The organism is Mesorhizobium sp. KR1-2 (assembly GCF_040045035.1).
GTDB lineage: Bacteria > Pseudomonadota > Alphaproteobacteria > Rhizobiales > Rhizobiaceae > Pseudaminobacter.
This window is the reverse complement of sequence record NZ_JBDZDS010000002.1, coordinates 470,838-496,737: the sequence shown is the minus strand read 5'-3', so window position 1 is coordinate 496,737 and position 25,900 is coordinate 470,838. Positions and strand designations below refer to the sequence as shown.

Below are 25,900 nucleotides of genomic sequence, written 5' to 3'. Positions count from 1 at the left end.
AGCAGGGCCGATTCGATCTCAAGTATCGTGGGGTCATTCCGCCGGAGGACGGGGGCGAGCAGCCCCGCCGCCAATGGCGCAAGGCCGCGACGCATGGCTCTTGGTGGGGCGCTCAGTCCGAGCGCGGGCGGAGGCCGAAGACCGAGGGTTTCAGGCCGAAGCTGACGTCGAGATCATCGGGCACCGGCGGCGCGGTCACCGGCTTACGGTAGCCGGGGTCGCCGGCCTGCCGCTGCATGTCGACGGTTTCGGCCAAGCCGAGCGCCTGTTGCGGACGCGGCACGTTGCGCAGCCGCTCGACGATCTGGGCGAGGTCGATCTCGCCGTCGTTGATAGCCGAAGCCTCGTCGGCCCGGCGCTTGTGGGCGCCGGGGATCAGGCTCGCCGGCAGGCGCTCGAACTTGAGGCGCATGGTGGTGGCCACGCCTTCACCGAAGGCGATCGCCTCGCGCTGGCCCATGGACGACAGGAAGGACAGGGACGAGGCCGAGGAATCCGCAATGGCCGAGCGGATGATCTTCTGGTCCTGGTCGTTGGCGAGCCGCATGGCGAAGATCGTCGAGCATTGCGACAGGATGGTCGGGTCGAGCTCGCCCGGCCGCTGGGTGACGACGCCGAGATAGCAGCCATATTTGCGGCCTTCCTTGGCGATGCGCGACAGCGCATGACGCGTCGGCGCGAAGCCGAGGCGCGGATCGGCCGGCATGTAGCGGTGCGCCTCCTCGCACAGGAGCAGCAGCTTCAGCTTGCCTTCGCTCCACAGCGCCAGATCGAAGGCCAGCCGCGCCAGCACCGAGCAGACCGAATTCACCACCTCGGACGGCAGGCCGGCCATCTCGAAACAGGTGATCGGCCGGCCGCCATGGGGAATGCGGAAGATGTCGCCGATGGTCTGGTGGATCGTGTCCTCGATCAGCCGCGAATTGAACATGAAGCGGTAGCGCGGATCGGCGATGGCCGACTCGATTCGCGTCCTGAGCGCTCGATAGACGGGGCGATCATTCTTGCTCTCCAGCATCCCCATGCGCTCGTCGATCTGCTTGATCAGGTCGGCCATGCGGTAGGGCACGGGCGTGTCAGCTGTCAGCGCGTCAGCGCCGCGGCGCAGGAACGTCCCCGCATTGGGGTTGCGGTAGAGGTTCTTGGCGTGGGGAATGAGATCGCGCAGGACGTCGATCTCCTCGGGAACGACCTCGCGCCCGCGGAACAGCACTTCGGCGAATTCTTCGAGGCGGAACAGCCAAAAGGGCAGGTCGAGGGTGGATGTGTCCACCTTGACGCTGTGCTCGGGCAGGGCGTCGGCGAATTCGTTGTGCGGATCCAGGATCAGCACGCGCAGCTCGGGCCGGGTTTCGATGGCCTTGCGCAGCAACAGCGACACCGCCGTCGACTTTCCGACGCCGGTGGTGCCGACGACGGCGAAATGGCGCGACAGCGTGTCGTCGACGGCGATGCAGGCGTTGATGGTCTCGTCCTGCGAGAGCTGGCCGATGGTGGCTGAGGGGCGCCCGGCGAGGTCGTAAACAGCCTGCAGGTCGCGCCCGCGAATGCGATGGGCGACCGCACCGATATGCGGATAGACGTTGATGCCACGGTCGAAGACGGGGGCGCTGTTGGCAGGCCCATCGCGCACCTCACCGACCAGCTCGACGCTGACCTCGATGGGATTGCGGCCGTCCTCGTTCCAGATGCGATCCGGCCGGCCGATCGCATAGACCAGGCCGACGGTGCGCGCTACGCCCAGATTGATCGAGATCAGCCGGCCGACGGTCCAAAGGCCGGTGACAGTCCCTTCGTCGACGTCGGCGAACGCGGCGATCGTGGCGCGCGCGCCGTCGCATTGCACGACATGGCCCAGCACCCGGGTTTCCGGCTGAGTCTCGTCGCGGCGCTCCTGTGAAATGGCTTCTCCGCCGGACCTTTCCCGATCGACAAACATTTGACGGTCTTGCCCCCTTGGAATCCTGCGCGGCATGATAGCGGGGCCCGGTTAAGCGCCGGTGAGACGGAATGGTGCAGAAAATCCTAAGAAAGCAGGTAAATTTCTAGCGAAAGCGGGTACATGGCCGCCAAGCTTGGTACCTGTACTGAAAATTGTGCGTTGACACCTGGCCGAATCCACCCTTAATGTCCGCCCCCATGAATAAGTTGGCACTCATTCTCGTAGGAAAGCGCGTGGGCAAGGCGGTGTAACCGCCGGGCAAAGTCCTCCCATGCGCAAACACAGGCTCCCTCGGGGGCCTTTTTTATTGGCAAAAATACCGATACGACGGCAAAGCTGAAGCGGAAGAGACGGGACCAGACCGATGAGCAACGGACAGAACGAAACCGGCCGGCGCGAAATGACAGGCGCCGAAATGGTGGTGCAGGCGCTGAAGGACAACGGCGTCGAGCATATCTTCGGATATCCGGGCGGTGCGGTCCTACCCATCTATGACGAGCTTTTCCAGCAGGAAGATGTCGAGCACATTCTGGTACGCCATGAGCAGGGCGCCGGCCACGCGGCCGAAGGCTATGCCCGCTCGACCGGCAAGGCCGGCGTCATGCTGGTCACCTCCGGCCCCGGCGCGACAAATGCAGTGACGCCGCTGCAGGATGCGCTGATGGACTCGATCCCGCTGGTCTGCATCACCGGCCAGGTACCGACGACGCTGATCGGCTCCGACGCCTTCCAGGAATGCGACACCGTCGGCATCACGCGCCCCTGCACCAAGCACAACTGGCTGGTGAAGGACGTCAACGATCTGGCCCGCACCCTGCACGAGGCCTTCCATGTCGCCACGACCGGTCGGCCCGGCCCGGTGGTTGTCGACATTCCCAAGGACGTGCAGTTCGCCCGCGGCGTCTACACGCCGCCGCAGACGTCGCCGCGCACCAGCTACCATCCGCAGGTTCAGGGCGACCTCGAGAAGATCAAGGAAGCCGTCGCGCTGCTGGCGAGCGCCAAGCGGCCGATCATCTATTCGGGCGGCGGCGTCATCAATTCCGGCCTGGAAGCCAGCCAGCTGCTGCGCGAGCTGGTGGAGCTCTCCGGCTTCCCGATCACCTCGACGCTGATGGGACTGGGCGCCTATCCGGCTTCGGGCAAGAACTGGCTGGGCATGCTGGGCATGCACGGCACCTACGAAGCCAATATGGCCATGCATGACTGCGACGTCATGCTGTGCGTCGGCGCGCGCTTCGACGACCGCATCACCGGTCGCCTCGACGCCTTCTCGCCCGGCTCGAAGAAGATTCACATCGACATCGACCCGTCCTCGATCAACAAGAACGTTCGCGTCGACATCCCGATCATCGGCGATGTCGGCCACGTGTTGGAGGACCTGGTGCGACTGTGGCGGGCGACCGTCAAGGCCGACAAGAAGGCGCTCTATCCGTGGTGGGAGCAGATCGCCAAGTGGCGCGCGCGCGACTCGCTGGCGTTCAAGATGAACGACGAAGTGATCATGCCGCAATATGCGATCCAGCGCCTCTACGAGCTGACCAAGCATCGCGAAACCTACATCACCACCGAGGTCGGCCAGCACCAGATGTGGGCGGCGCAGCACTTCCACTTCGAGAAGCCCCACCACTGGATGACCTCCGGCGGCCTCGGCACGATGGGCTACGGCCTGCCGGCGGCACTCGGCGTGCAGATCGCGCATCCGGACGCGCTGGTCGTCGATATTGCCGGCGACGCCTCGATCCAGATGTGCATCCAGGAGATGTCGGCTGCTGTCCAGTACGATGCGCCGATCAAGATCTTCATCCTGAACAACCAGTACATGGGCATGGTAAGGCAGTGGCAGCAGCTTCTGCACGGCAACCGGCTGTCGCATTCCTACACCGAGGCGATGCCGGACTTCGTCAAGCTCGCCGAGGCCTATGGCGGCCACGGCATCCGCTGCGAGAAGCCGGGCGACCTCGACGACGCGATCAAGGAGATGATCTCGGTGAACAAGCCGGTGATCTTCGACTGCCGCGTGGCAAACCTGGCCAACTGCTTCCCGATGATCCCCTCCGGCAAGGCGCACAACGAGATGCTGCTGCCCGACGAAGCCACCGACGAGGCGGTTGCCAACGCGATCGACGCCAAGGGCCGGGAGCTGGTTTAAGGCGGAAGTTTCCTATCGTCGCGCGGCTTGCAAGGGCCGCGCGAAAGCAAAGAGTTAAGCGAGACGCTTGAAAACGGGATCCATATGAACGCACATCTACAGGCGACCGGCTCCGCCTACTTCATCTCCAAGGAGACGCAGCGGCCGGAAATTCACACGCTATCGGTGCTTGTCGACAACGAGCCGGGCGTTCTCGCCCGCGTCATCGGCCTGTTCTCCGGCCGCGGCTACAACATCGAGAGCCTGACGGTCTCCGAGACCGAGCATGAGAAGCACCTGTCGCGCATCACCATCGTGACAAGCGGCACGCCGCATGTGCTGGAGCAGATCAAGCACCAGCTCGAGCGCATCGTTCCGGTGCATCGCGTGGTCGACCTGGCGGTGCGGGCGGCCGAGCTGGGGCAGGACCGTCCGCTGGAGCGCGAGCTGGCGCTGGTCAAGGTGGCCGGCACCGGCAACGCGCGTGTGGAGGCGCTGCGGCTGGCCGACGCCTTCCGCGCCAAGGTGATCGACGCCAATACCGAGCATTTCATCTTCGAGATCACCGGCAAGGTGTCGAAGATCGAGCAGTTCATCGCCATCATGAAGCCGCTGGGGCTGGTCGAGATCTGCCGCACCGGCGTGGCGGCCATGAACCGCGGCCCGCAAGGCATGTAATCCAAAAAGAAAGCCGCCCGCGGGTCGAACGAACCGGGGCGGCAATGCAAAGGCAGACTGGACGGGCAACGCCCGTCCGGCGATCAGAAGCCGACGTTTTCGTTGATATAGAAGGTGTTGAGCAGGGTGACGCGCGGTTGCTCGATCGGCGTGTGGATCTTCGGGCGCCCGTGCCAGCTCATCTTCATCAGCGAATGATAGGCCTTCAGCACCACGAAGGCATAGCCGACATTGGGCAGGAACGGCAGCGTCTTGACCGGTTCCAGCCCGTAGGAGCCGACATGCAGCAGGCCTTTCAGAGAAGCCTGATAGAGGGTCGTGCCGAGCTCCCGCTGGCTTTCGTCGGCGGGGCAGTAGAGCTGCATGGTCACCACCTTCTTGCGCGCGTCGGGATGCGGCTTGATCTGGTAGCCGTCCTTGTCGCTGTAGAGCACGGGCTTGGCCACCAGCCGCAAGTCGTCGGGGCTGGCGACCTTGTCGCCGCGCGCACGGATTTCCAGCCCCTCGTGAAGCTGCCGGCGGATGGCGTTTTCGACCTCGGGAGAGGTGAACATCGCAGACACCGCGCCCCACATCTCCTGCAGGCTCTTGTCGATCTTGCCGACATTGTCGCCGTAGAGCCGCAGCGCCATGCGCGTGCCGTCGCCCTTGATCGGGTCGTAGCCCTCCGTCGGGATCGACTTGATCATGTCGGCGTAAAAATCCTTCGGAAAGAAATCGCGAAAGAAGATGTGGGGAAAGGGAAGCGAGAACCGGTCGGCCGCCTCGATGCTCGCGACCGCGTGGTCGATGAGCTCATTGGCCAGGCTGCTGGTCTCGACTTTGGCAACTGCGGACATTTCTCACCTGAATTTTGCGGGATTTTCGAGATCAGATCTTTATCGGAACGATCGTGGAAGAAGATATGGTCGACCCCGATAAAAATAGAAAAAGTTAACCGAATATATCCCTTTCTCCCTCCCGTTCAATCCAGCGCCCGGCGAGCCCGCTCGTTATTCTGGGCTCGCACAGCGGCGCGGCGTTCCGATGCCGGCCGCGCGGCGCATATCTCCAGACAGGTCCAAAGATGACAGCCGACGCATTTCTCGCCCTCCTGGTCTATGCCCTGGTCACCTCGATCACACCGGGGCCGAACAACTTCATGCTGCTCGCTTCAGGCGTGAATTTCGGCTTTATGCGCACTATCCCGCACATGCTGGGCATCGGCATGGGTTTTCTCTCGCTGCTGCTGGGCGTGGGCTTCGGGCTGGGCGCGGTGCTGACGGCTTTTCCGGCACTGCACACCGCACTTAAGGTCGCCGGCGGCGCCTATCTGGCCTATCTCGCTTGGCGCATCGCCATGTCGCGCTCGATGGGCAAGGACGGTGACGCCAAGACCCGGCCGATGACCTTCCTCGAGGCTGCCGCCTTCCAGTGGGTCAACCCGAAGGCCTGGGTGATGGCGCTTACGGCCATGGCCGTCTACACCAACCCGGAATCGCCGTTCCTCTCGGTGCTGTCGATTTCCTTCGCCTTTGCGCTGGTCAACCTGCCCAGCGTCTCGTCCTGGGCGGGCTTCGGCATGGCGCTGCGCGGCTTCCTGTCGGACCCGGCGCGGCTAAAATGGTTCAACATCTGCATGGGCCTGCTTCTGGCGGCCACGCTCTGGCCGATGCTGCGCTAAGCGCTAGCGCTTGCGCGCGGGCAGGACGCAGCATAGCCTGCCTCACATGTCGCACGATCATGACCACGACCACCATCACGACAACGAACTCGACCCGATGACCGCGCGGGTGCGGGCGCTTGAGACCATCCTGACGCAGAAGGGTCTGATAGACCCGGCCGCGATCGACGTGATCGTCGAGACCTACGAGACCAAGGTCGGCCCGCGCAACGGCGCCCGCGTGGTGGCCAAGGCCTGGAACGATGCGGAATTTGCCGAATGGCTGAAGCGCGATGCCACCGCGGCGATCGCTTCTCTGGGCTACACCGGCCGCCAGGGCGAGCACATGGAGGCGGTGTTCAACACGCCCGACCAGCACAACATGGTCGTCTGCACCCTGTGCTCCTGCTATCCGTGGACGGTGCTCGGCCTGCCGCCGGTCTGGTACAAGTCGCCGCCTTATCGGTCGCGTGCGGTGATCGATCCGCGCGGCGTGCTGGCCGAATTCGGCGTGACGCTGCCAGCAGAGACAAAAATCCGCGTGTGGGATTCGACCGCCGAGCTTCGCTATCTCGTCGTGCCGATGCGCCCGTCTGGCACAGAGGGCTGGAGCGAGGAGCAACTCGCCGATCTGGTGACGCGGGATTCGATGATTGGCACCGGCCTTGCCAAGGAGGCTGCATGAACGGTCCGCAGGATCTTGGCGGCCAGATGGGGTTCGGGCCCGTCGCGCCTGAAAAGGACGAGCCGTATTTCCATGACGAGTGGGAAAAGCACGCGCTGGGCGTGACGCTTTGTGCCGGCGCCATGGGCCACTGGAACATTGACGAGAGCCGGCACGCGCGCGAAAGCCTGCACCCGGCCGACTACTATTCCTCCAGCTATTACGAGATCTGGATCAAGGCGCTGGAGACGCTTCTCAGGCAGCACGGTTTCGTCACGCAGGACGAGCTGCTGGTGGGGCACGCGCTGGGTGGCGACGTGAGGCCGAAGCGCGTGCTGCAGGCAGAAGACGTGCCGGCCACGCTGGCGCGTGGCGGCCCGTGCAACCGTCCGGTCGCTGCCCCGGCACGCTTCAAGGCCGGCGACCGCGTGCGGACGAAGAATTTCAACCCTGAAGGCCATACCCGCCTGCCGCGATATGCGCGGGACAAGGTGGGGGTGATCGATGCCGTGCGCGAAGGTTTTGTCTTCCCCGACACCAACGCCCATGGCCGGGGCGAGCAGCCGCAATGGGTCTACACGGTCGTCTTCGGTGGCCGCGAGATCTGGGGCGAGGGGGTAGACCCGACGCTTTCCGTCAGCATCGACGCCTGGGAGAGCTATCTTGAGCCGGCATGAAAAGGGACGTCCGCTGCCGCCAGGTATGGACGAGCCCGCGTTTGCAGAGCCGTGGCAGGCCGAAGCCTTCGCGCTGACGGTGGCTCTGCACGAGAAGGGTTTTTTCTCCTGGGGCGAGTGGGCCGAAAAGCTGTCCGCCGAAGTGAAAGCGCCGGGCGTGGCGGAGGACGGCAGCGACTATTACGATTGCTGGTTGCGCGCGCTGGAAAAGCTGCTGGCCGCCAAGGGTCTCGCGCCTCAGCATGACGTCGACCAACTCGCCGCCGCCTGGCAGCGCGCAGCCCACGCCACGCCGCACGGCAAGCCGATCCTGCTGGAGAATGATCCGCAGCGGGCTGGATAGGCCGCTTCGATCGCCACCCTCACTCCAGCGGATTCAGCTCGCCCAAAATCGTCGGGATGAGTTCCGACACTGTCGGATGGATGTGCACCGCGCGCTGGATCGTCGTGTAGGGCGCCTTGGCATACATGATATCCAGAATGCAATGGACCGCCTCGTCGCCGCCGGTGCCGAGGATCGAGGCGCCGAGGATTTCGTTGCTGTCGGCATCGACCAGCACCTTCATGAAGCCCTGTGTCTCGCCTTTCTCGACGGCCCGGTTCACGCGCGTCATGGGTCTTGACCCGACCAGCACGCTTCGACCGGACTTGCGCGCCTCCGCCTCCGTCATGCCGACGCGGCCGAGCGGCGGATCGGTATAGAGCGCATAAGCGGTGATGCGGTCGCTGACGCGGCGCGGGTCGTCGCCGAACAGGTTGGCCGCCACGATCTCGAAATCGTTGTAGGCGGTGTGGGTGAACGCGCCCTTGCCGTTGCAGTCGCCGAGCGCCCAGATGCCCGGCACGCTGGTGGACAGCTGGTCGTCGACGGTGATGTAGCCGCGCTTGTCGGTCGCCACGCCGGCATTCTCCAGGCCGAGGTCGTCGGTGTTGGGGCGTCGCCCGACCGCGAGCAGCACATGCGAGCCGAGCGCTTCCGGTTCGCCTTCGACGCATTTGACGCCGACCACGATGTCCTCGCCATGCGGCGAGAAGCTGATGCATTCGGCGTTGCAACGCACCGTGATGCCCTCGTTCTCGAGAATCCCGCGGATCGCTTCGGAAACGTCGGGGTCCTCACGATGGACGAGCCGCGAGGCTTTCTCGACGACGGTGACCTCGCTGCCGAAGCGGCGGTACATTTGTGCGAATTCGAGCCCGACATAGCTGCCGCCGACGACGACAAGGTGGCGCGGCAGGATGTCGAGATCGAGGATCGTGCTGTTGGTCAGGTAGTGCACCTTGTCGACGCCGGGCATGTCGGGCACCGCCGCGCGGCCACCGACATTGATGAATATGCGTTCGGATACGAGGGTTTCGCCATTCACGCTGATTTCGTTCGCCGAGACGAAGCGGGCGTGGCCTTGCAGGACCGTGCAGCCCTTCATGCCCCTGAGCCAGTTTTCCACGCTGCGGCGCGAATTCCCCGAAATGGCGTCCTTGCGCGCTTTGACCGCCTTCATGTCGACGCCGACGGCGCCGCCGAGCGTCACGCCATAGTCGGCGGCACGGCGCGCCAGATGCGCGGCATGGGCGTTGGCAATGAGCGTCTTGGTGGGCGTGCAGCCGGTGTTCACGCAGGTGCCGCCGAACAGCTTGCGCTCGACGATGGCAACGTTCATTCCCGCCGCGGTGAGACGGCCGGCAAGCGGCGGCCCCGCCTGACCGGCGCCGATGATGATGGCGTCGAAGCGGCCGCTCATACCGCGTACCGGACGATCAGATAGGCGCCGACGATGGCGATGGCGTCCTCCAGGATCGCGATCGGCGTGTCCTTCCCGCCCGTGGCCGCCACGAGCCGCGTCCTGGCTTGATAGCCGCCGAGCGTACCGATCACCGCACCGACCACGCCGGCGATGAGCCCACCTATCCAGGGGCCGCCCGCGGCGCCGATGACGGCGCCGCAAAGCGCGCCGCTGAAGATGCGCGCGCTGAACTGCTGCGGCACCGTACGTGCCGGCGTGCTCGGGAACTGGTCGGTGATCACCTCGACGACCGCAAGGAGGGTGAAGACGTAGGGCGTGTAGCGGTAGCCCATGAAGGCCGCCCAACCGTCCTGCACCGGAAGCCAGCCGAGCCAGGCGGCCCAGCTGACGGCGGCCGGTGCGGTCAGCGCGCGCAGTCCGGCGATGACGCCGATGAGAAGCGCGAAAACATAGATCGACATGCCCACTCTCCGCCTGGCGGTTTGCGAAGACCGGCGGTTGTTGACGCCGGCCGCCGATAATTACCGCAACCCATTAGGTTCGGCGCCCAGCGCGTTGTCTTGTCAGGAAAAGCCCGCAGGCAAAGGAATAGGTAGATTTTGTTCTTCTTGTGTTCTACATTTATATAAGATAGAATACCGCTTACATAACTTATTTTTGGTTGTGCATCATATGGTAATACACGTTAAAGACGAAGAGACGGATATGCTGGTCCGGCGACTGGCTCGTTCGCGCGGAATCGGTATCACCGAAGCAATCAAGGAAGCGGCTCAGGAAGCCCTTGCTGCGGATGCTGTCCAGGAGGACCAACTCCGCGATATTCCGTTACGCGAGCGACTTCGTCCGCTGCTGGACAGGCTGGACAAGCTGCCTCGCTCGGAAGTGGCCACCGATAAGAAGTTCTTTGACGACCTTTGGGGGGAGGGAGACTAAGGGCATGGCGGGGGGCAGTTCGTTGTATGTCGAAACATCGGCAATCGTGGCTGTTCTGAAAAATGAGCCTGAGCGGGAGAGCTTGATCGAAAAGATTGCACAGAGCGAAGGCTGCATCACGTCGCCCGTGTCGGCTTTTGAGGCATCGATTGCGCTCTCCGAACTTACCGGCAGTTGTTCGTCGGCCTTGAGCGAAGTGCTTCGTTTCCTCCGGCTCGCCAAAGTTGCGATCCATGAAATTGGCGAGGATTTATTGCCAGAAATGGCTCTGGCCCGCGATCGTTACGGCAAGGGCTCGGGCCATCCTGCGCATCTGAACATGGGCGACTGCTTTTCCTACGCCATGGCCAAGCAGGCCGGGGTGCCTTTGCTCTACAAAGGTGACGATTTCGCCGCTACCGATCTGGCCTGACCGGCCGCAACGCTCAAATGCCTTGCCCTTCGGGCGCGAATCCTGTCTGTCGAAACCATGGAATTCTCTCCGCAACAAGACGATGCGCTGCAGGCGGTAGCGCGCTGGCTGAAGGGCGGCAGGACGCCGGTGTTCCGGCTGTTCGGCTATGCCGGCACCGGCAAGACGACGCTTGCGCGCTACTTCGCCGAGCATGTCGACGGCCAGGTGCAGTTCGCCGCCTTCACCGGCAAGGCCGCGCAGGTGCTGCGCTCCAAGGGGGCGGTGAACGCCCGCACCATCCATTCGCTGATCTACCGGCCCAAGGGCGAGGAAGCGGTGGAGGACGAGACGACCGGCAAGACCTCGATGTCGCCGACCTTCTCGCTCAACCGCCAGAGCCCGATCGCCAAGGCCAAGCTGGTGGTGATCGACGAGTGCTCGATGGTGGACGAGGAACTCGGCCGTGACCTGTTGAGCTTCGGCACGCCGATCCTGGTGCTGGGCGACCCCGGCCAGCTGCCCCCGATTTCGGGCGGCGGTTTCTTCACCGAGCACGAGCCGGATTTCCTGCTGACGGAAATTCACCGCCAGGCGCGCGACAACCCGATCATCCGGCTGGCGCTCGACGTGCGCGAGGGCCGCGAATTCATGCACGGCGACTATGGCACCGCCCAGGTCATCGGCAGGGAGCAGGTGAACCAGGATCTGGTGCTGTCGGCCGATCAGGTTCTGGTGGGCACGAACCGCACGCGCCGCCGCTACAATACGCGCCTGCGCGAGCTGAAAGGTTTTAATGCCAGCTATCCGCAGGCCGGCGACAAGCTGGTTTGCCTGCGCAACGACCCGGCCAAGGGTCTTCTCAACGGCTCGCTATGGAAGGTCATGACCTCATCGCGCGAGACGGTGAAGCCGGGCATCAACCTTCTGGTCTCGCCGGAGGAGGACGATCCTGACCGCGGCGTCGCCAAGATCAAGCTGCTCAAGGCCGCGTTCGAGAACCCGGACGAGGACATTCCCTGGCAGCAGAAGAAGCGCTTCGACGATTTCGACTACGGCTATGCGCTCACCGTGCACAAGTCGCAGGGCTCGCAGTGGAACAATGTCGTCCTGTTCGACGAAAGCTGGGCCTTCAAGGAAACCCGCCAGCGCTGGCTCTACACAGCCATCACCCGCGCGGCCGAGCGGCTGACGGTCGTGCGCTAGCCGCGCGGGCGGTGCAGCCGCGAAGTGACGCTGCGCGACTGGCTGCCTCGTTGCCTACTCTAAGATTTCGAACAGCACGGCAGTCGCGTCGTCGCTCATCTTGAAGCGTGGATATTTCAGGCCGTCCGGGTCCTCGACGCGCTCGATGCGGCGCAATTCGTCGAGCAGCACCGAAAGGCCGCCGTCGCGGGCGGCGGCGACAAACTCGCCGGCGCTGTAGCGCTGATACTGGTCGACCAGCGCGGCGAAGCCGTCCGTACACAAAAGCCCGACGGCGGGCACGGCGCATTGCAGCCGTTCGGTGGCAAGGTGGGCGCCGGCCTCGGGCTCGATCCCCAGGGTCCAGATTCCCGAGGCGGGGCTGTTGTAGGCGGCGCGGCGCCGGCGCAACTCATCGCGCACCATCGGTTCCTCGACCAGCGCCTGATGGGCGGAAAAGCCGCCGGCATGGGCGAGCGCAAGCCGTGCCCCTTCGCGCTCCGCCGCAGCCGCTTCCTTGAGCGCCGTGGTTTCGAAGGTGAAGCCGTCGTCGCCGAGCAGGAACAGCCGGCAGTCGCCCAGCCCGTGCGTGAAAACATCGCCGTCCTCGATCCGCACCATCTGAAAACCCGCCACCGGCAGGTTCCACGGCTCGATCGGCAGCGCATGCGCGGCCTCGTGCACGACATTGGCTGCGCATTCGTTGAAGTCGCGCACGATCTCGGCCATCGGCCGGCCCGGGCGCACCATCTGCTCGAACGAGCTGCCCGCGAACTGCGCCAGCCAGGCGGCGTCGGAGCCGTGAAGGCCGACGATGCTCTTGCCGCCAAGGCCGGTCGCGCCGTCGATGACGAATGCGCAGGTTGCGTTGCCGCCGCCCGCATCCTCATTGGGGCGCGAAGCGGAACCGGCGTCGGAGATCGAATCGATGATGCGAATGTTCGGCATGATGGATACGGTCTTGCGTGGTGCCGTGACGGCAATGTGACCGTAGCCTGGATGGGACGCCACCGCTATCGGCCGTCCACAGGAACCGCATCGATCCATGCCCAGGCTTCCTGCTCTTCGCGCGCGTCGAAATGCCGAAGCTCGAGAGGCAGCGGGGGCGCAAAAATTCCGTTGGCATAGATGGTCCAGTCCGGCTCGCCCACCGCCGCGCAGCGTCGGATGTGCTTCAGCGCATGGCGGCGGCCCTCGTTGCGAGTGATTCTGGAAACGTGCTCCCAGTCGACACCGTCGTAGTCGACGATGCGGATGAGCAGGTCGATCCGGTCATGAAGCTCGTAGGCTCCTTCAAGCAGCCCGTAGAGGTTTTCGATGTCAGACGCGGTGATATGCCCCGAAAGCTCGAAAGCGTATGCGTCCGCACGATCGGTCTCTATGCGGCGAATGGCTGGGACGAAGTCGGCCATGCCCATGAAAGACACTCCTTTCGGTGTAAGTTAGTGCTTGAACACATAAAGTCGCTGCCTGTTCCTGCCAGACGCGCTATAGAACGGCCGGATGAGGATGAGGTCTTAGGCATGCCTGCAAAACTTTCCGTCAACCTGAACGCGGTCGCCATGCTGCGAAACCGCCGCGATCTGCCCTGGCCGAGCGTCACAGGCCTCGGGCGGGCGGCGTTGGCTGCCGGCGCACATGGGCTGACGGTGCATCCGCGTCCTGATCAGCGCCACACGCGCTTCTCGGACCTGCCGGAGTTGCGCGCGCTGATCGACGACGAGTTCCCGAAGGCCGAGTTCAACATCGAGGGCTATCCGAACGAGGAATTCCTGCAACTCGTCGAGAAGCACCAGCCCGACCAGGTCACGCTGGTCCCGGACGATCCGACGCAGGCCACTTCGGACCATGGCTGGAACTTCGTGGAACACCACGCGTTTTTGTCAGCGACCGTCAAAAGGCTGAAAAAGGGTGGGTTCCGCGTGTCGTTGTTTTCCGATCCCGACCCCTTGCAGGTGTCGGCCGCGCGAGACACGGGGACAGACCGCATCGAGCTGTACACCGGGCCTTACGGCAGTTGCCATTCCGATCCCGAAAAGGCTGTCAACGAGCTGGAAAAGCTCGGGAAAACGGCCGACGCTGCGTTGGCGGCGGGGCTGGCGGTCAATGCCGGCCACGACCTGGTCGTCGCCAATCTGCCGCCGCTGGTCCAGCGCATTCCGAACCTTGCCGAGGTCTCCATCGGGCACGGGCTGACGGCCGATGCGCTGGAATATGGCATGGCCGAAACGACGCGGCGGTTTCTGAAAGCGTGCGGCTGGTAGCCGGCGCGAAGACCAAGGGCCCAGTTGCCATCGTGCAGCAGTAGGAGTAGAGGGCGCGCCTTCACCGGAGTGTCATGCATGGCCCAAACGGAAATTGGTACTGAGGCGGAAGCGGGCCAGCACGCTGAGATTCTGACGTCTCAAAACGCCAAGCTTCTCATGCTCGGTGCGCTCGGTGTCGTCTATGGCGACATCGGCACCAGCCCCATTTATGCGTTTCGCGAGGCGCTGGTCGCCTCATCCAGCGGCGGGACTGTCGCGTCCGAGGAGGCGGTCTATGGCGTCCTCTCGCTGATCATCTGGGCGCTGACCCTCATCGTCACGATCAAATATGTGGTCTTCGTGCTTCGAGCCGACAACCGGGGCGAGGGCGGCACGCTGTCGCTGATGGCGCTCGCCCGGACGGCGTTCCGCAAACAGGGGGACCTGCTCCTGGCGGCCGGAATTTGCGGAGCGGCGCTGTTTTTCGGCGACTCCCTGATCACCCCTGCGATCTCGGTGCTGTCGGCGGTCGAGGGCATGGAGGTCGTGACGCCGACCTTCAACCCCTATATCGTGCCGCTCACGCTGGTGATCCTGGCGGCGCTGTTTGCGGTCCAGCGCTACGGCACGGGCCGCGTCGCCACGGTATTCGGCCCCATCATGCTGGTCTGGTTCCTGTTCATCGGTCTGTCGGGCCTGCGGCATATCCTCGATGCGCCGTCCATCCTGACGGCGCTCAATCCTGCCTGCATCATCTACCTGCTGTCGGACTCTCCCGGCGTCGCCTTCGTGACCGTCGGGGCGATCTTCCTGGCGGTAACCGGCGCGGAAGCGCTGTATGCCGATCTCGGCCATTTCGGCCGCCGGCCGATCGTGATGGCGTGGCTTGCGATCGTGTTTCCGTGCCTGCTGCTCAACTATTTCGGCCAGGGCGCCTATGTGCTCGCCAATGGCGGCAAGATCGGCCGCCCCTTCTTCGAGATGACCGAGGGCTGGGCGCTGCTGCCAATGGTGTTGCTGGCGACGGTGGCGACGGTGATCGCCAGCCAGTCGGTGATCTCCGGTGCCTATTCACTGACCCGTCAGGCGGTGCAACTCAACGTTCTGCCCCGTCTGACGATCCTGCATACGTCGGAAACGCAGCTCGGGCAGATCTATATGCCGCGCGTCAATTTCCTGCTGGCGGTTGGCGTCATGCTTCTGGTCGTCGGTTTCCAGCAGTCGAGCAACCTGGCCTCCGCATACGGCATCTCGGTCACCGGCAACATGGTGGTGACCACCGCCTTGCTGTTTGCAGTGATGTGGCGCCTGTGGAAGTGGCCGCTGCCCGTCGTGATCGGCCTGACGCTGGTGTTCGGCCTGGTCGATCTGGGCTTCTTCGCGTCCAACGTCGTGAAGGTCAGGGAAGGCGGCTGGGTTTCGCTGGTGGTGGCGGCGATCGTCATCACGGTGATGTGGACCTGGGTACGCGGCAGCCGGCTGCTCTTCGAGAAGACCCGCAAGAACGAGGTGCCGCTCGACTTCCTGGCCGAGAACCTGGTCAAGAAGCCGCCGCAGATCGTGCCCGGCACGGCCGTCTTCCTGACCAGCGATCCGACCAGCGCGCCGACCGCCCTGATGCACAGCCTCAAGCACTACAAGGTGCTGCACGAAAACAACGTGATCTTGTCGGTCGTCACAGCGCCGCAGCCCTATGTTCCGCCGCGCGAGCGGGTGAAGATGGAGAGGGTCAACGACCTGTTCATGCGCGTGTCGCTGACCTTCGGCTTCATGGAACACCCGAATATCCCGAAGGCGCTGGCGATCTGCCGCAAGCTGGGCTGGAAGTTCGACATCATGGAGACGTCGTTCTTCCTGTCGCGGCGCGCGCTGAAGCCTTCGCCCAACTCGGGCATGCCGGCCTGGCAGGACCGGCTGTTCGTCAGGATGGCCCGCACCGCCTCCGACGCCACCGAGTATTTCCAGATCCCCACCGGACGCGTGGTGGAAATCGGCACGCAGGTGACAGTCTAGCGATCATTTGGCGCCACAAGCGCTGTGGCCCGGTTTGCGACCGGGCCCTTGGCGGCCGGTCGCCAACGCCGGTCGCTATGGTGCCGCACGCAATCGCGGCCTGGGCATTCGTCAATGCGTGGCGGGTGCCATGCGTCCTCATGTGCTAGTCTCCAGAGTGTTGAAGCCCAGAAAGGCGCTTGCCAAAGGACCGGCACTTCGCCATAACAATCGCGAACCGTAACGTACGGTACGGCATAGGCCGTAGCGGCGGCGACGGCCTTTCGGCAGGCGGAACAGGCGATGCAACCAGCGCCCGAAATCGGCGGCGGCGACGAGTTGACGGAACGTCAGAAGGACGTTCTGAACGCCGTGCTGCGCCTGCTGGTGGAGGAGGGCGACAGGCTGACCATGACCGCGGTGGCGCGGCGGGCGAGCTGTTCCAAGGAAACCCTCTACAAATGGTTCGGCGACCGCGACGGCCTCTTGACCGCAACGGTGCAGTGGCAGGCCTCCAAGGTGCGCGTCGCCCCGGTGGACCGCGCCCGGCTCGACATGGCGTCGCTCAGGACGAGCTTGGAGCGCTACGCATCGGACTGGCTGCACGTCATCTCCAGCGACACGTCGGTCGCGCTCAATCGCGTGGCCGTGGCGCATGCCGGCTCCGACAAGCGCGACCTGGGGGCGATCGTGCTCGAGAACGGGCGCTTCGCCATGGGCCGGCGCCTGAAGCCGGTGCTTCTGGCCGGCCGTGAGGCCGGCTTGCTTGCCTTCGACGACGAAGAGCAGGCGTTCAGGACCTTTTTCGGGCTCGTCGCCCGGGATGTGCAGATCCGGTTGCTGCTTGGCGACCGGCTGAAACCGACTGACGCGGAGATCGGCCGGGACGCGGCCGAGGCGACGCGGCAGTTTCTCGCTCTTTACGGAGCTCAAACCGGGGCGGCCAAGGCCGGCCTCTGAAACACCCAAAGGGAAGGAAGACCGCAATGCGCGTTTATTACGATCGTGACGCCGATCTCAATCTGATCAAGGGCAAGAAGGTTGCCATCATCGGCTATGGCAGCCAGGGCCGTGCGCACGCGCTGAACCTCAAGGATTCGGGCGCCAAGGAAATCGCCATCGGTCTCAAGGCCAGCTCGGCGACCGCCAAGAAGGTCGAGGCCGACGGCCTGAAGGTCATGACGGTTGCCGAGGCCGCCAAGTGGGCCGACCTGATGATGATGGCGACCCCGGACGAGCTGCAGGCCGACATCTACAAGAACGAGATCGCCCCGAACATCCGCGACGGCGCCGCGATCGCCTTCGCCCACGGCCTCAACGTGCACTTCGGCCTGATCGAGCCGAAGGCAACCGTCGACGTCATCATGATCGCGCCGAAGGGCCCCGGCCACACCGTGCGCGGCGAATACCAGAAGGGCGGCGGCGTGCCGTGCCTCGTTGCTGTGCATCAGGACGCTTCGGGCAACGCGCTCGACCTCGCGCTCTCCTATGCCTGCGGCGTCGGCGGCGGCCGTTCGGGCATCATCGAGACCAACTTCCGCGAAGAGTGCGAAACCGACCTGTTCGGTGAGCAGGTGGTCCTGTGCGGCGGTCTTGTCGAGCTCATCCGCGCCGGCTTCGAGACGCTGGTGGAAGCCGGCTACGCTCCTGAAATGGCCTATTTCGAGTGCCTGCACGAAGTGAAGCTGATCGTCGACCTGATCTATGAAGGCGGCATCGCCAACATGAACTACTCGATCTCCAACACCGCCGAGTGGGGCGAGTATGTCTCGGGCCCGCGCATCATTACCGCCGAGACCAAGGCCGAGATGAAGCGTGTTCTGAACGACATTCAGACCGGCAAGTTCACCTCCGAGTGGATGCAGGAGTACCGTTCGGGTGGGGCCCGCTTCAAGGCCACCCGCCGCCTCAACGACGAGCACCCGATCGAGCAGGTCGGCGAGAAGCTGCGCGGCATGATGCCGTGGATCTCGAAGAACAAGCTGGTCGACAAGGCCAAGAACTAAGCCGGTCAGGGCGTGTTGCGGCTCTGCCTGCAGGCGAGCCGCAGCAAGCCCGATCGCGGATTTGACAAAAAGGCCGGCGGAGCGATCCGCCGGCCTTTTGGTATTGTTCTCTTTTTGCGAGCGATCCCGGCTAGCCGTAGTGCCAGCTCGGCTTCGGCCTGGTTCCGGTGAACTGGACGCCGATGCGATCCTGCTTGCGCCAGCGCACGACCGCATCGTAACCGATGCCGTCGACCGGGACGTAGAGCAGGAATTCCTGCGGCACATGCGTGTCGATCGAAACCTTAAGTTCCGCGCCGTCCTTGTGCATGTTGCGGATGGTGCATTTGACCTCGGAATTCGCGATGCCCGTCAGGATCGAGGCGCCCTTCAGCACGCGCTGGCGATGCTGTCGTCGCTGTTCGGCAGCTTCCGGATCGGTCATAAGGCACTCCCTCGGCGCTTGCCTGAGGCAAGTGATGCGGCACACATAGGGACTGCAGGCTTAAAAAAATGCTTAACCGAGGGGTGCAAGTCTTCTCGATTTCGGAATTGGAAAGGGCGCCGCAAGGCGCCCTTCCGCAATGTTCCGCTGCTGGCTCTGCCGCTCAAGGCGAGATGCACTCCTGACGCGGGCCGTAGTACGGCTGGAAAGTGTTGTCGGAGGGCCGATACGACCGATAGCGGGCGGCACACCAAGCGATGTGCGAGTTCGTCACTCCGTAGCCAGGCGACGCGTAATAGCCTGGGTTGTAGATCCCGTAGTAGTCGCTGGAATAGTAGTCGTCATAATAGGGATAGCCTAGGCCGAAGCCGTACCAGCCATCGCCGCCGCCGCCGTTGCCAAAACCGCGGCGGAAGAAGCCTTCGTTACCGAAGCGCCCCATTCCGTGGAAGCCGCCGAAGCCATGGCCGCCGAAGCCGCCAAAGCCGCCGCCACCATGCCCGCCGAAGCCGCCACCAAAGCCGCCGCCACCGAAGCCGCCGCCGCCATGGCCACCGCCGCCGCCGTGGCCACCGCCACCGCCACCGCCGCCGCCGTGGACGAGCTGTACGCCGCCGGGATCGGCCGGCAACGGGTCATTTTGCCTGTGTATGAGGACGCCCGGCTGCAGGACGCCCTGGTCGCAGCGCGCCGCGGTGCCGCAGCTTAGATGAAAAACGCCGCCGTCCACCACGCCTGGCGGAATGGTGCGGAAAGCCTGGCCGGCAGCGTCGACCGTCGGAGCGATGTCGGGAATAGAGGCGCTGGCAATGCTTCCGGCAAACGCAGGTGCGCCGGACAGCGCTCCAATGCTCAGCAATCCCGACCATGCGAGTGTTGTGAGATAGCGTCTCATTTTCATCTCCAAGGAAACGGTCCGTGCGGCTCAAGGCCTGCGATTGGCGTGGGCCACAAAGTTGGGCCACTATCGGACGTCGCGAGTGAACGCATGGCGAACGGGAAAGTTCCTCCCGTTCCCCTTCACTTGGAGATCACGACGTTGCGTAGGGGGCTTGTTATTGGCGGCGCTTGGAGGCAATGCTCCGGCCATGTCGCTGCGTCTTGCCACCTTCAATGTCGAGAACCTGATGAACAGGTTCGACTATTCCGGTTTCCGCAACCAGCTCAACCAGGACCGCACCTTGGCCCTGTTCGAGATCAAGGATGAGGCCGAATACAGGCCGCTGGAGCAGGCGCGCGCCATCGCCTATGCCGACGACATGCGCCAGATGACCGCGCTTGCCATTGCCGAGACGCGGGCTGACATCGTGTGCATGCAGGAGGTCGATAACATCCAGGCGCTGAATGCGTTCGAATATGGCTACCTGTTCAAGATGGTCGGGCAGGGCTACCGCCAGAAATACATCGCCTCCGGCAACGACACGCGAGGAATCGACGTGGCCGTGATGATGCGCAACGAAACCCGCGACGGCGAGCCGATCGAGTTCGTGCGCATGACCAGCCACGCCCACCACACCTTCCAGGAGTTCGACCTCCATACGCCGGAGCTGGCGACGATCGGGATCGAGCCCTATGAGCGCATATTCCGGCGCGACTGCCTGGAGATCGACGTGAAGATCGGCGGCCGGCCGCTCACCATCTATTCCGTGCACTTCAAGTCGATGAGCGGGTTTCGCAACGGCTTGACGGGCCGCGAAGCATCCAGGCCCATCCGCATCGCCGAGGCAAGCGCGGTGCGCCGCATCATCGAGAACCGCTTCGGCAAGGACCATGCCGGCGACAGGCGCTGGGTGATCTGCGGCGACTTCAACGACTACCGCCAGCGTGTGGTGATCGCCGGCGAGGCCTATACGGGCTATGACTTCCGGGTTGTCGACGAGATCGGTTCCTGCCTGGATATCCTGCTTGAGGACGGCTTTGCCGTGAACGTGGTGGAACGGCGGCCCGAACTCGACCGCTGGACGCTCTTCCACACGCGCGGGCCGGAAGAACGCCATCTTTGCCAGCTGGACTATATTCTGCTGTCGCCGGCGCTGGCGCGCGAGAATGCCGCCGCCGTGCCCGACATCGTCCGGCGCGGACAGCCCTGGCGCACTATATTCCCGCCCGGTCAGGAGGTGGAACGCTACCCCCGGGCCGGCTGGGATCGGCCGAAGGCCTCCGACCACTGTCCCGTGGCGGTCACACTGAACATCAGGTAGGCCATGAGCTTCAACATCCCACGCAACGTCATCCTGCCGGTCGACACGGTGGACGTGCGCCTGGAGCCGGGTCCGCATCCGTTCGAGACCGACAACAGCGAAGCGATCAGGCGCAACTGGCTCCTGGAAAAGGCCGCCAACCCGGCGCTGTTCGACGGAACGGTGGTGCTCCTGTCGCAGCTGTCCTATGCCGGCGGCAGGCTAGAAGGGCGCTGCCATGCCGTGCGCTTCGCCACCTTCCTGCTCTGGCGGCGCAGCGAGAACGTGCCGAATGCCGAGCATACCTACGCCCATGCCGTGCTGGTTTCGCGCGATAATGCGCTGATCGCGATCCGCATGGGCAAGCATACCATCAATGCCGGCAGCGTCTATTTCGCGGCCGGCTCCTTCGAGCCGGGCGACTTCGTGGACGGGGTTGCCGACGTCGATTTCAACATGATCCGCGAGGTGCGCGAGGAAACCGGCCTCGACCTTGGCCAAGTACGACGCGGCCGTCGCTATTATGCCCTGTCGACGCCGAGCGGCACGACGATCTTCCGCCGCTATTTCCTCGATGCCGACGCCGACGAGATCGCCGCCGGCATCCGCGACTTCGTGGCCGGCGATCCCGATCCCGAGATCGAAGGGCCCATTGTCATCCGCAGCCAGGGCGACCTGCCCGAAGGGCTGAAGGGACACATGCCGCCGATCATCGCCTGGCATTTTTCCGGCGCGGAGTAGGCCCGGAAGCCTATTCGTGCCGCAGGGCGTCGATGGGGTCGAGGCGGGCGCCGCGCAGCGCCGGGAAGAAGCCGAACACCATGCCTATCAGCGCCGAGAAGCCGACCGCCAGCAGGATGATCGGGATGCTCGGCGCGAAGGGGATGGACAGCGTCAGCGAAGCCACGCCCGCCAGCGTCAGCCCGATCGCGATGCCGATGAGCCCGCCCAGCAAGGACAGCACCGTCGCCTCGACCAGAAACTGGATCAGGATGTGCTTTTCATGCGCGCCGATGGCCAGCCGGATGCCGATCTCGCGCGTGCGCTCGGTGACCGACACCAGCATGATGTTCATGATGCCGATGCCGCCCACCAGCAGGCTGACGGCGGCAACCGCGCCCAGCATGCCGGTCATGGTGGCAGTGGCGCTCGCCATGGCGTCGGCGATCTGGGTCATGTCCCGCACCTCGAAATTGTCGTCGGCGTCGGGGGCGATGCGGCGGCTGTCGCGCATGATCGCCTCGATGCTTTCCTGCACGGCGGAGGTGGCTACGCCGTCCTGCGCGGCGACATAGATCGCGTCGATGTTGCGGTTGCCCGAGATGCGGCGCTGGAACGCGCCGAGCGGCATCATCACCACATTGTCCTGGTCCTGGCCGAAGCCGGAAGTGCCCTTGCTTTCCAGCACGCCGATGATCTTGCAACTGGTGCGGTTGACGCGGATTGCCTGCCCCTCGGGATCGCCGGTGCCGAAGAACTGCTTGCGAACCGTCTCTCCCAGCAGGCAGACGCTGGCGCCGCCGCGAACTTCCGATTCGGTGAAGATGCGGCCGGACGACAGGTTCCAGTCACGCGCGGTGAAAAACTCGATGTCGGTGCCAGTCACGCTGGCGGCGGTGTTTTCGGAGCCATAGACGACCCGCACGGTACTCTGGGAGGCCGCCGACACGGCCTTGGCGCTGGTGAGACCCTTGCGCAGGCCAAGCAGCTCCTTTTCCTCCAGCTGGCGCGGGGTGAAGGAGGCGGGGCCGCCACGCTCGGGCCGCGCCGCGCGCACCACCAGAAGATTGCTGCCGAGCTTGGAGATGTCGCCCTTCACCTTCTCGGTCGTGCCCGAGCCGATCGTGATCATGGCGATAACGGCGGCCACGCCGATGACGATGCCGAGCAGCGTCAGGAAGGAGCGCAGCACGTTGCGGCGGATCGAGCGCAGTGCCAGCCGGACCGTTTCCCAAAGCATCAGGCGGCCTCCTCGTTCAGCGTGTCGGAGGCGATATTGCCGTCGAGGAAGCCAATCGTGCGCTTGGCATAGGCCGCGATGTCGGGCTCGTGCGTGACCATGACGATGGTGAGCCCGAGGTCGCGGTTGAGCCGGGTCATCAGTTCCATGATCTCGTGGCTGCGCGCGGTGTCGAGATTGCCGGTCGGCTCGTCGGCCACCAGCAGGGTCGGCGTGGTGACGATGGCGCGCGCGATCGCCACACGCTGCTGCTGGCCGCCCGAAAGCTCGGCCGGCGTGTGGTTCTGCCGGCCCGAAAGCCCGACCTGATCCAGCGCTTCCAGCGCCCGCTCGCGCCGCTCGCCATGTGCCACGCCGCGATAGATCAGCGGCAGCTCGACATTTTCGGCCGCCGTGGTGCGCGGCAGCAGGTTGTAGCCCTGGAAGACGAACCCGATGTAGAGGTTGCGCAGCACAGCGCGCCGGTTGCGATCCAGCCGCCCGGCATCGACGCCGAGGAAGCCGTAGCGGCCGGAAGTCGGCGTGTCGAGGCAGCCGATGATGTTCATGGCCGTCGACTTGCCCGAGCCCGAAGGGCCCATGATCGCCACGAACTCGCCGCGGCGGATCGTGAGGTCGACGCCGGCCAGCGCGTGCACCTGGGCCTCGCCCTGGCCGTAGCTCTTGCGCACCTTGTCGAAGCTGATAAGCGGCTTTTCGGCCATGGCGGCTCAGTTCCGCGCCTGGCCGGAGCCGGTGATGACGAGATCTCCGGCCGAGACGCCCGACAGGATCTCCGTGTCCTCGCCGTCGGTGGAGCCGGTCTTGACCTTCACGGCTTCCGGCGCCCCGTCCTTCAGCACGTAGAGCGTACGCGTGCCGTCGGGAGCGGCCTGCCGCTGGCGCTCGCCGCCGGGGCGACCCATGCGCGGCATGAACAGGTTCTGCAGGCTCCAGCCGCTGCGTGCCTGCGGCGCAGGCGGGCGGTAGCGGAAGGCAGCGCTCGGCACGGTGACGACGTTCTTGGCTTCGCGGGTGACGACGGCGACGGTGGCCGTCATGCCCGGCCGCAGCAGCATCTCGGCATTGTCCACGTCGAAGCGGGCATTGTAAGTGACGACGCCTTCCGTGGTGGCGGAGGCATAGGCGATGTCGCGGATCTCGGCGTCGAACCGGCGCTCGGGAAAGGCGTCGACCGTGAAGCGGGCCTTCTGGCCTGGCGCAACCGCGCCGATGTCGGCCTCGTCGATTGCCGCCTTCAGCTCCATCTGCTTCAGGTCGGCGGCGATCACGAACAGCACCGGCGCCTGCAGCGACGAGGCGACCGTCTGGCCCGGATCGACAGAGCGGGTGAGCACGATGCCGTTGATCGGTGCATAGATCGTGCTTTTCTCGAGGTCGGCCTGTTGCAGCTTCAGTTCGGCGACGGCGATGGCCAGATTGGCCACCGCGCTGGCCACCGCGCTGTCGGCACGGTCGCGCGCGGCCTCGGCGCTCTCCAGCGCCTGCTCGGCCACCATGCCGCGCTGGGCGAGCTGCTTCGAGCGGGCCAGCGTCTGTTCGCTTTCCTTCAGCGTGGTGCGGGCGTCGGTGACCTTGGCTTCGGCGGCCTTGACCGATGCTTCGGCGCGTTCGATCTGCGCCACGAGGCGCGTGGTGTCGAGTTCGGCCAGCACGTCGCCCTTGCGCACCTGCTGGTTTTCCTCGACCGAAACCGAGCGGACGACACCGGACAGCTCGCTGGAGATCTCCACCTGCGTCAGCGGCTGCAGCGTGCCGGTGGCCGACACCTCGACGGTGAGGTTGCCGGTCGCGGCCGGCACCGTGGTATAGCTGACCTTTGTGGAGGAGGGCGCGGCCCAGAGATAGGCAGCGCCCGCACCTATCAGCACCAGCGCGCCGAGCGCATAGAGCCACCCACGTCGGCGGCTGCCCTTGCCACTTTTTCCGTTGAGTCCCAGCGCTTCCGCGACGTCGTCCGGCGTATCCGTCGCTGGCCGATTGACAATCTGGTCCATGACGGCCCCCTCTATGTTCTAGCGTCCCTACCGCGTGACAACTCGGGGCTGGGAGCCGACAATACAAGTTAAATTTCGCTCATGTTTGCCTGCGGGCAGGGGAATATAATGATGAAGGGCAGGAAATATCTCGTCTACGACGTGTTCACGACCGAGGGGCTGGCCGGCAACCCGCTGGCGATCGTGCTCGATGCGGAGGGGCTCGACACGGCCGCGATGCAAAGAATCGCGCGCGAGTTCAACCTCTCGGAGACTTCCTTCGTTTCCCCGCCGCAGCATCCAGCCCACAAGGCGCGCGTGCGGATATTCACGCCGGTGTACGAAATGCCCTTTGCGGGTCACCCCACGGTGGGCACCGCCATCGCGTTGGCGGAGCTGGCCGGAACGGAGGGGATGGACCAGATCCTGATGCTCGAGGAGAATATCGGCCTGCTGCGCTGCGCAATCTCCAGCAACTCGACCGGCACTTTCGCCGAATTCGACCTGCCCGAGCTGCCGCGGCAACTGGAGCTCAACGTCGAACCGGAGGTGGTGGGCGCGGCGCTGGGGCTTGGGCCGCATGAACTCGGCTTCGAGAATCATCGAGTCGGCCTATGGACCGCGGGCGTGCCCTACATCACCATCCCGGTCGCCGGGCTCGATGTGATCGGCAGGGCCAAGCTCGACAACCAGGCCTGGATGGAGCTTTCCCCGCAACGCGGCGACGGCAAGCGCGCCAGCGCCTATGTCTACACGCGCGACACGGTTCACCATGACAGCGCCTTCCATGCGCGCATGTTCGTGCCGGGCACGCCTTCCTACGAGGATCCTGCCACCGGTTCGGCTGCCGCCGCCTTCTCCGGAGCCATTGCCCGATTCGACGAATTGGCCGAGGGGCCGACTCAGTTTTGGATCGAACAGGGCATGGAAATGGGTCGACCGTCGCGGATACGGCTCGAAATCGACGTCGAGGGCACAAAAATGATTGCAGCTCGTATCGGCGGAAATGCCGTGAAAGTGGCGGAAGGCCTGCTTTTCGCGTGAGTGGCGGAAAAAAGATTTGAAACTTTCACGACAAATGCGTGTTCGGGGGGCTGGACAGGCCAGAAAGGTATGGCTATATCGCGC

General features: G+C 64.5%; 27 protein-coding genes. 16 read left to right on the top strand and 11 right to left on the bottom strand.

Annotated features, from left to right (window positions below; translation table 11 throughout):
• Nucleotides 1-112 precede the first annotated feature (112 nt).
• Complete coding sequence (locus tag ABLE85_RS06610) at nucleotides 113-1,939, bottom strand: ATP-binding protein (RefSeq protein WP_348791897.1); 1,827 nt, start codon at nucleotides 1,937-1,939, stop codon at nucleotides 113-115.
• Nucleotides 1,940-2,306: 367 nt separating this feature from the next.
• On the opposite strand from ABLE85_RS06610, the gene ABLE85_RS06605 reads away from it, so the two are divergent.
• Together ABLE85_RS06605 and ilvN are read left to right on the top strand one after the other, a co-directional pair.
• The gene (locus ABLE85_RS06605; protein WP_348791896.1) at nucleotides 2,307-4,094 is read left to right on the top strand and encodes an acetolactate synthase 3 large subunit; all 1,788 of its coding nucleotides are present in this window, start codon (nucleotides 2,307-2,309) and stop codon (nucleotides 4,092-4,094) included.
• An 84-nt stretch (nucleotides 4,095-4,178) separates the two neighbouring features.
• Nucleotides 4,179-4,751, top strand: coding sequence for an acetolactate synthase small subunit (gene ilvN, locus ABLE85_RS06600; RefSeq protein WP_348791895.1), 573 nt, complete (start codon nucleotides 4,179-4,181; stop codon nucleotides 4,749-4,751).
• Nucleotides 4,752-4,834: 83 nt separating this feature from the next.
• Here ilvN and ABLE85_RS06595 read toward each other — a convergent pair whose 3' ends face one another.
• The gene (locus ABLE85_RS06595; protein WP_348791894.1) at nucleotides 4,835-5,590 is read right to left on the bottom strand and encodes a hypothetical protein; all 756 of its coding nucleotides are present in this window, start codon (nucleotides 5,588-5,590) and stop codon (nucleotides 4,835-4,837) included.
• Nucleotides 5,591-5,817: 227 nt separating this feature from the next.
• On the opposite strand from ABLE85_RS06595, the gene ABLE85_RS06590 reads away from it, so the two are divergent.
• From ABLE85_RS06590 to ABLE85_RS06575, 4 genes are read left to right on the top strand one after another with little or no spacing between them, the layout of a single operon-like run.
• A complete protein-coding gene (locus ABLE85_RS06590; protein WP_348791893.1) occupies nucleotides 5,818-6,414 on the top strand; it encodes a LysE family translocator in 597 nt (198 codons plus the stop codon).
• A 46-nt stretch (nucleotides 6,415-6,460) separates the two neighbouring features.
• Nucleotides 6,461-7,078, top strand: a complete 618-nt coding sequence (nthA, locus tag ABLE85_RS06585) for a nitrile hydratase subunit alpha (RefSeq protein ID WP_348791892.1) — start codon at nucleotides 6,461-6,463, stop codon at nucleotides 7,076-7,078.
• The gene (gene nthB / locus ABLE85_RS06580; RefSeq protein WP_348791891.1) at nucleotides 7,075-7,734 is read left to right on the top strand and encodes a nitrile hydratase subunit beta; all 660 of its coding nucleotides are present in this window, start codon (nucleotides 7,075-7,077) and stop codon (nucleotides 7,732-7,734) included. Before nthA ends, nthB begins: the two co-directional genes overlap by 4 nt.
• Complete coding sequence (locus ABLE85_RS06575) at nucleotides 7,721-8,077, top strand: nitrile hydratase accessory protein (RefSeq protein WP_348791890.1); 357 nt, start codon at nucleotides 7,721-7,723, stop codon at nucleotides 8,075-8,077. Before nthB ends, ABLE85_RS06575 begins: the two co-directional genes overlap by 14 nt.
• Nucleotides 8,078-8,096: 19 nt before the next feature.
• Here ABLE85_RS06575 and ABLE85_RS06570 read toward each other — a convergent pair whose 3' ends face one another.
• Together ABLE85_RS06570 and ABLE85_RS06565 are read right to left on the bottom strand one after the other, a co-directional pair.
• Nucleotides 8,097-9,476, bottom strand: coding sequence for an FAD-containing oxidoreductase (locus ABLE85_RS06570; protein WP_348791889.1), 1,380 nt, complete (start codon nucleotides 9,474-9,476; stop codon nucleotides 8,097-8,099).
• Nucleotides 9,473-9,940, bottom strand: coding sequence for a DUF4126 family protein (locus ABLE85_RS06565; RefSeq protein ID WP_348791888.1), 468 nt, complete (start codon nucleotides 9,938-9,940; stop codon nucleotides 9,473-9,475). Before ABLE85_RS06565 ends, ABLE85_RS06570 begins: the two co-directional genes overlap by 4 nt.
• Between ABLE85_RS06565 and ABLE85_RS06560 the strand changes: the two genes are divergently transcribed.
• Genes ABLE85_RS06560 through ABLE85_RS06550 form a run of 3 tightly spaced genes read left to right on the top strand, consistent with a single transcriptional unit; the run spans nucleotide 9,939 to nucleotide 12,009 of the window.
• Nucleotides 9,939-10,412: a type II toxin-antitoxin system VapB family antitoxin gene (locus tag ABLE85_RS06560; RefSeq protein WP_348791887.1), complete on the top strand. Its 474-nt coding sequence runs from the start codon at nucleotides 9,939-9,941 to the stop codon at nucleotides 10,410-10,412. The two genes, ABLE85_RS06565 and ABLE85_RS06560, sit on opposite strands and share 2 nt — an antisense overlap.
• A gap of 4 nt (nucleotides 10,413-10,416) precedes the next feature.
• A complete protein-coding gene (locus tag ABLE85_RS06555; RefSeq protein ID WP_348791886.1) occupies nucleotides 10,417-10,824 on the top strand; it encodes a type II toxin-antitoxin system VapC family toxin in 408 nt (135 codons plus the stop codon).
• 57 nt (nucleotides 10,825-10,881) lie between these two features.
• A complete protein-coding gene (locus ABLE85_RS06550; protein ID WP_348791885.1) occupies nucleotides 10,882-12,009 on the top strand; it encodes an ATP-dependent RecD-like DNA helicase in 1,128 nt (375 codons plus the stop codon).
• A 54-nt stretch (nucleotides 12,010-12,063) separates the two neighbouring features.
• On the opposite strand, the gene ABLE85_RS06545 is transcribed toward ABLE85_RS06550, so the two are convergent.
• Both ABLE85_RS06545 and ABLE85_RS06540 read right to left on the bottom strand, forming a co-directional pair.
• On the bottom strand, nucleotides 12,064-12,999 hold the full coding sequence (locus tag ABLE85_RS06545) for a hypothetical protein (RefSeq protein ID WP_348791884.1): 936 nt from the start codon (nucleotides 12,997-12,999) through the stop codon (nucleotides 12,064-12,066).
• A gap of 2 nt (nucleotides 13,000-13,001) precedes the next feature.
• Nucleotides 13,002-13,406 carry an STAS/SEC14 domain-containing protein gene (locus ABLE85_RS06540; RefSeq protein WP_348791883.1) on the bottom strand — a complete coding sequence of 135 codons (405 nt, stop codon included), beginning with the start codon at nucleotides 13,404-13,406 and terminating at the stop codon, nucleotides 13,002-13,004.
• Nucleotides 13,407-13,511: 105 nt separating this feature from the next.
• On the opposite strand from ABLE85_RS06540, the gene ABLE85_RS06535 reads away from it, so the two are divergent.
• The 4 genes from ABLE85_RS06535 (at nucleotide 13,512) to ilvC (ending at nucleotide 18,232) form a co-directional block, all read left to right on the top strand.
• Nucleotides 13,512-14,252 carry a pyridoxine 5'-phosphate synthase gene (locus ABLE85_RS06535; RefSeq protein ID WP_348791882.1) on the top strand — a complete coding sequence of 247 codons (741 nt, stop codon included), beginning with the start codon at nucleotides 13,512-13,514 and terminating at the stop codon, nucleotides 14,250-14,252.
• A 78-nt stretch (nucleotides 14,253-14,330) separates the two neighbouring features.
• Nucleotides 14,331-16,247 (top strand): potassium transporter Kup, encoded by a 1,917-nt coding sequence (locus ABLE85_RS06530; RefSeq protein ID WP_348791881.1) that lies wholly within the window; start codon nucleotides 14,331-14,333, stop codon nucleotides 16,245-16,247.
• A 282-nt stretch (nucleotides 16,248-16,529) separates the two neighbouring features.
• A complete protein-coding gene (locus tag ABLE85_RS06525; RefSeq protein WP_348791880.1) occupies nucleotides 16,530-17,186 on the top strand; it encodes a TetR/AcrR family transcriptional regulator C-terminal domain-containing protein in 657 nt (218 codons plus the stop codon).
• A gap of 26 nt (nucleotides 17,187-17,212) precedes the next feature.
• Nucleotides 17,213-18,232 carry a ketol-acid reductoisomerase gene (ilvC, locus tag ABLE85_RS06520; RefSeq protein WP_348791879.1) on the top strand — a complete coding sequence of 340 codons (1,020 nt, stop codon included), beginning with the start codon at nucleotides 17,213-17,215 and terminating at the stop codon, nucleotides 18,230-18,232.
• A gap of 130 nt (nucleotides 18,233-18,362) precedes the next feature.
• On the opposite strand, the gene ABLE85_RS06515 is transcribed toward ilvC, so the two are convergent.
• Together ABLE85_RS06515 and ABLE85_RS06510 are read right to left on the bottom strand one after the other, a co-directional pair.
• Entirely contained in the window at nucleotides 18,363-18,656 is a 294-nt protein-coding gene (locus tag ABLE85_RS06515; RefSeq protein ID WP_348791878.1) for a PilZ domain-containing protein, read from the bottom strand.
• A gap of 163 nt (nucleotides 18,657-18,819) precedes the next feature.
• Complete coding sequence (locus ABLE85_RS06510) at nucleotides 18,820-19,551, bottom strand: BA14K family protein (protein ID WP_348791877.1); 732 nt, start codon at nucleotides 19,549-19,551, stop codon at nucleotides 18,820-18,822.
• A 193-nt stretch (nucleotides 19,552-19,744) separates the two neighbouring features.
• Between ABLE85_RS06510 and ABLE85_RS06505 the strand changes: the two genes are divergently transcribed.
• Complete coding sequence (locus tag ABLE85_RS06505; protein ID WP_348791876.1) at nucleotides 19,745-20,857, top strand: endonuclease/exonuclease/phosphatase family protein; 1,113 nt, start codon at nucleotides 19,745-19,747, stop codon at nucleotides 20,855-20,857.
• A gap of 3 nt (nucleotides 20,858-20,860) precedes the next feature.
• The gene (locus ABLE85_RS06500; RefSeq protein WP_348791875.1) at nucleotides 20,861-21,577 is read left to right on the top strand and encodes an NUDIX hydrolase; all 717 of its coding nucleotides are present in this window, start codon (nucleotides 20,861-20,863) and stop codon (nucleotides 21,575-21,577) included.
• Nucleotides 21,578-21,587: 10 nt separating this feature from the next.
• Here ABLE85_RS06500 and ABLE85_RS06495 read toward each other — a convergent pair whose 3' ends face one another.
• The 3 genes from ABLE85_RS06495 to ABLE85_RS06485 are packed head-to-tail and all read right to left on the bottom strand — an operon-like array spanning nucleotide 21,588 to nucleotide 24,793.
• A complete protein-coding gene (locus tag ABLE85_RS06495; protein WP_348791874.1) occupies nucleotides 21,588-22,796 on the bottom strand; it encodes an ABC transporter permease in 1,209 nt (402 codons plus the stop codon).
• Nucleotides 22,796-23,500, bottom strand: a complete 705-nt coding sequence (locus tag ABLE85_RS06490) for an ABC transporter ATP-binding protein (protein WP_348791873.1) — start codon at nucleotides 23,498-23,500, stop codon at nucleotides 22,796-22,798. The genes ABLE85_RS06495 and ABLE85_RS06490 overlap by 1 nt, the downstream gene beginning before the upstream one ends.
• Nucleotides 23,501-23,506: 6 nt before the next feature.
• Nucleotides 23,507-24,793 (bottom strand): efflux RND transporter periplasmic adaptor subunit, encoded by a 1,287-nt coding sequence (locus tag ABLE85_RS06485; protein ID WP_348791872.1) that lies wholly within the window; start codon nucleotides 24,791-24,793, stop codon nucleotides 23,507-23,509.
• A 111-nt stretch (nucleotides 24,794-24,904) separates the two neighbouring features.
• Here ABLE85_RS06485 and ABLE85_RS06480 point away from each other — a divergent pair, with 111 nt between their 5' ends.
• Complete coding sequence (locus ABLE85_RS06480; RefSeq protein ID WP_348792121.1) at nucleotides 24,905-25,816, top strand: PhzF family phenazine biosynthesis protein; 912 nt, start codon at nucleotides 24,905-24,907, stop codon at nucleotides 25,814-25,816.
• Nucleotides 25,817-25,900: the final 84 nt, after the last annotated feature.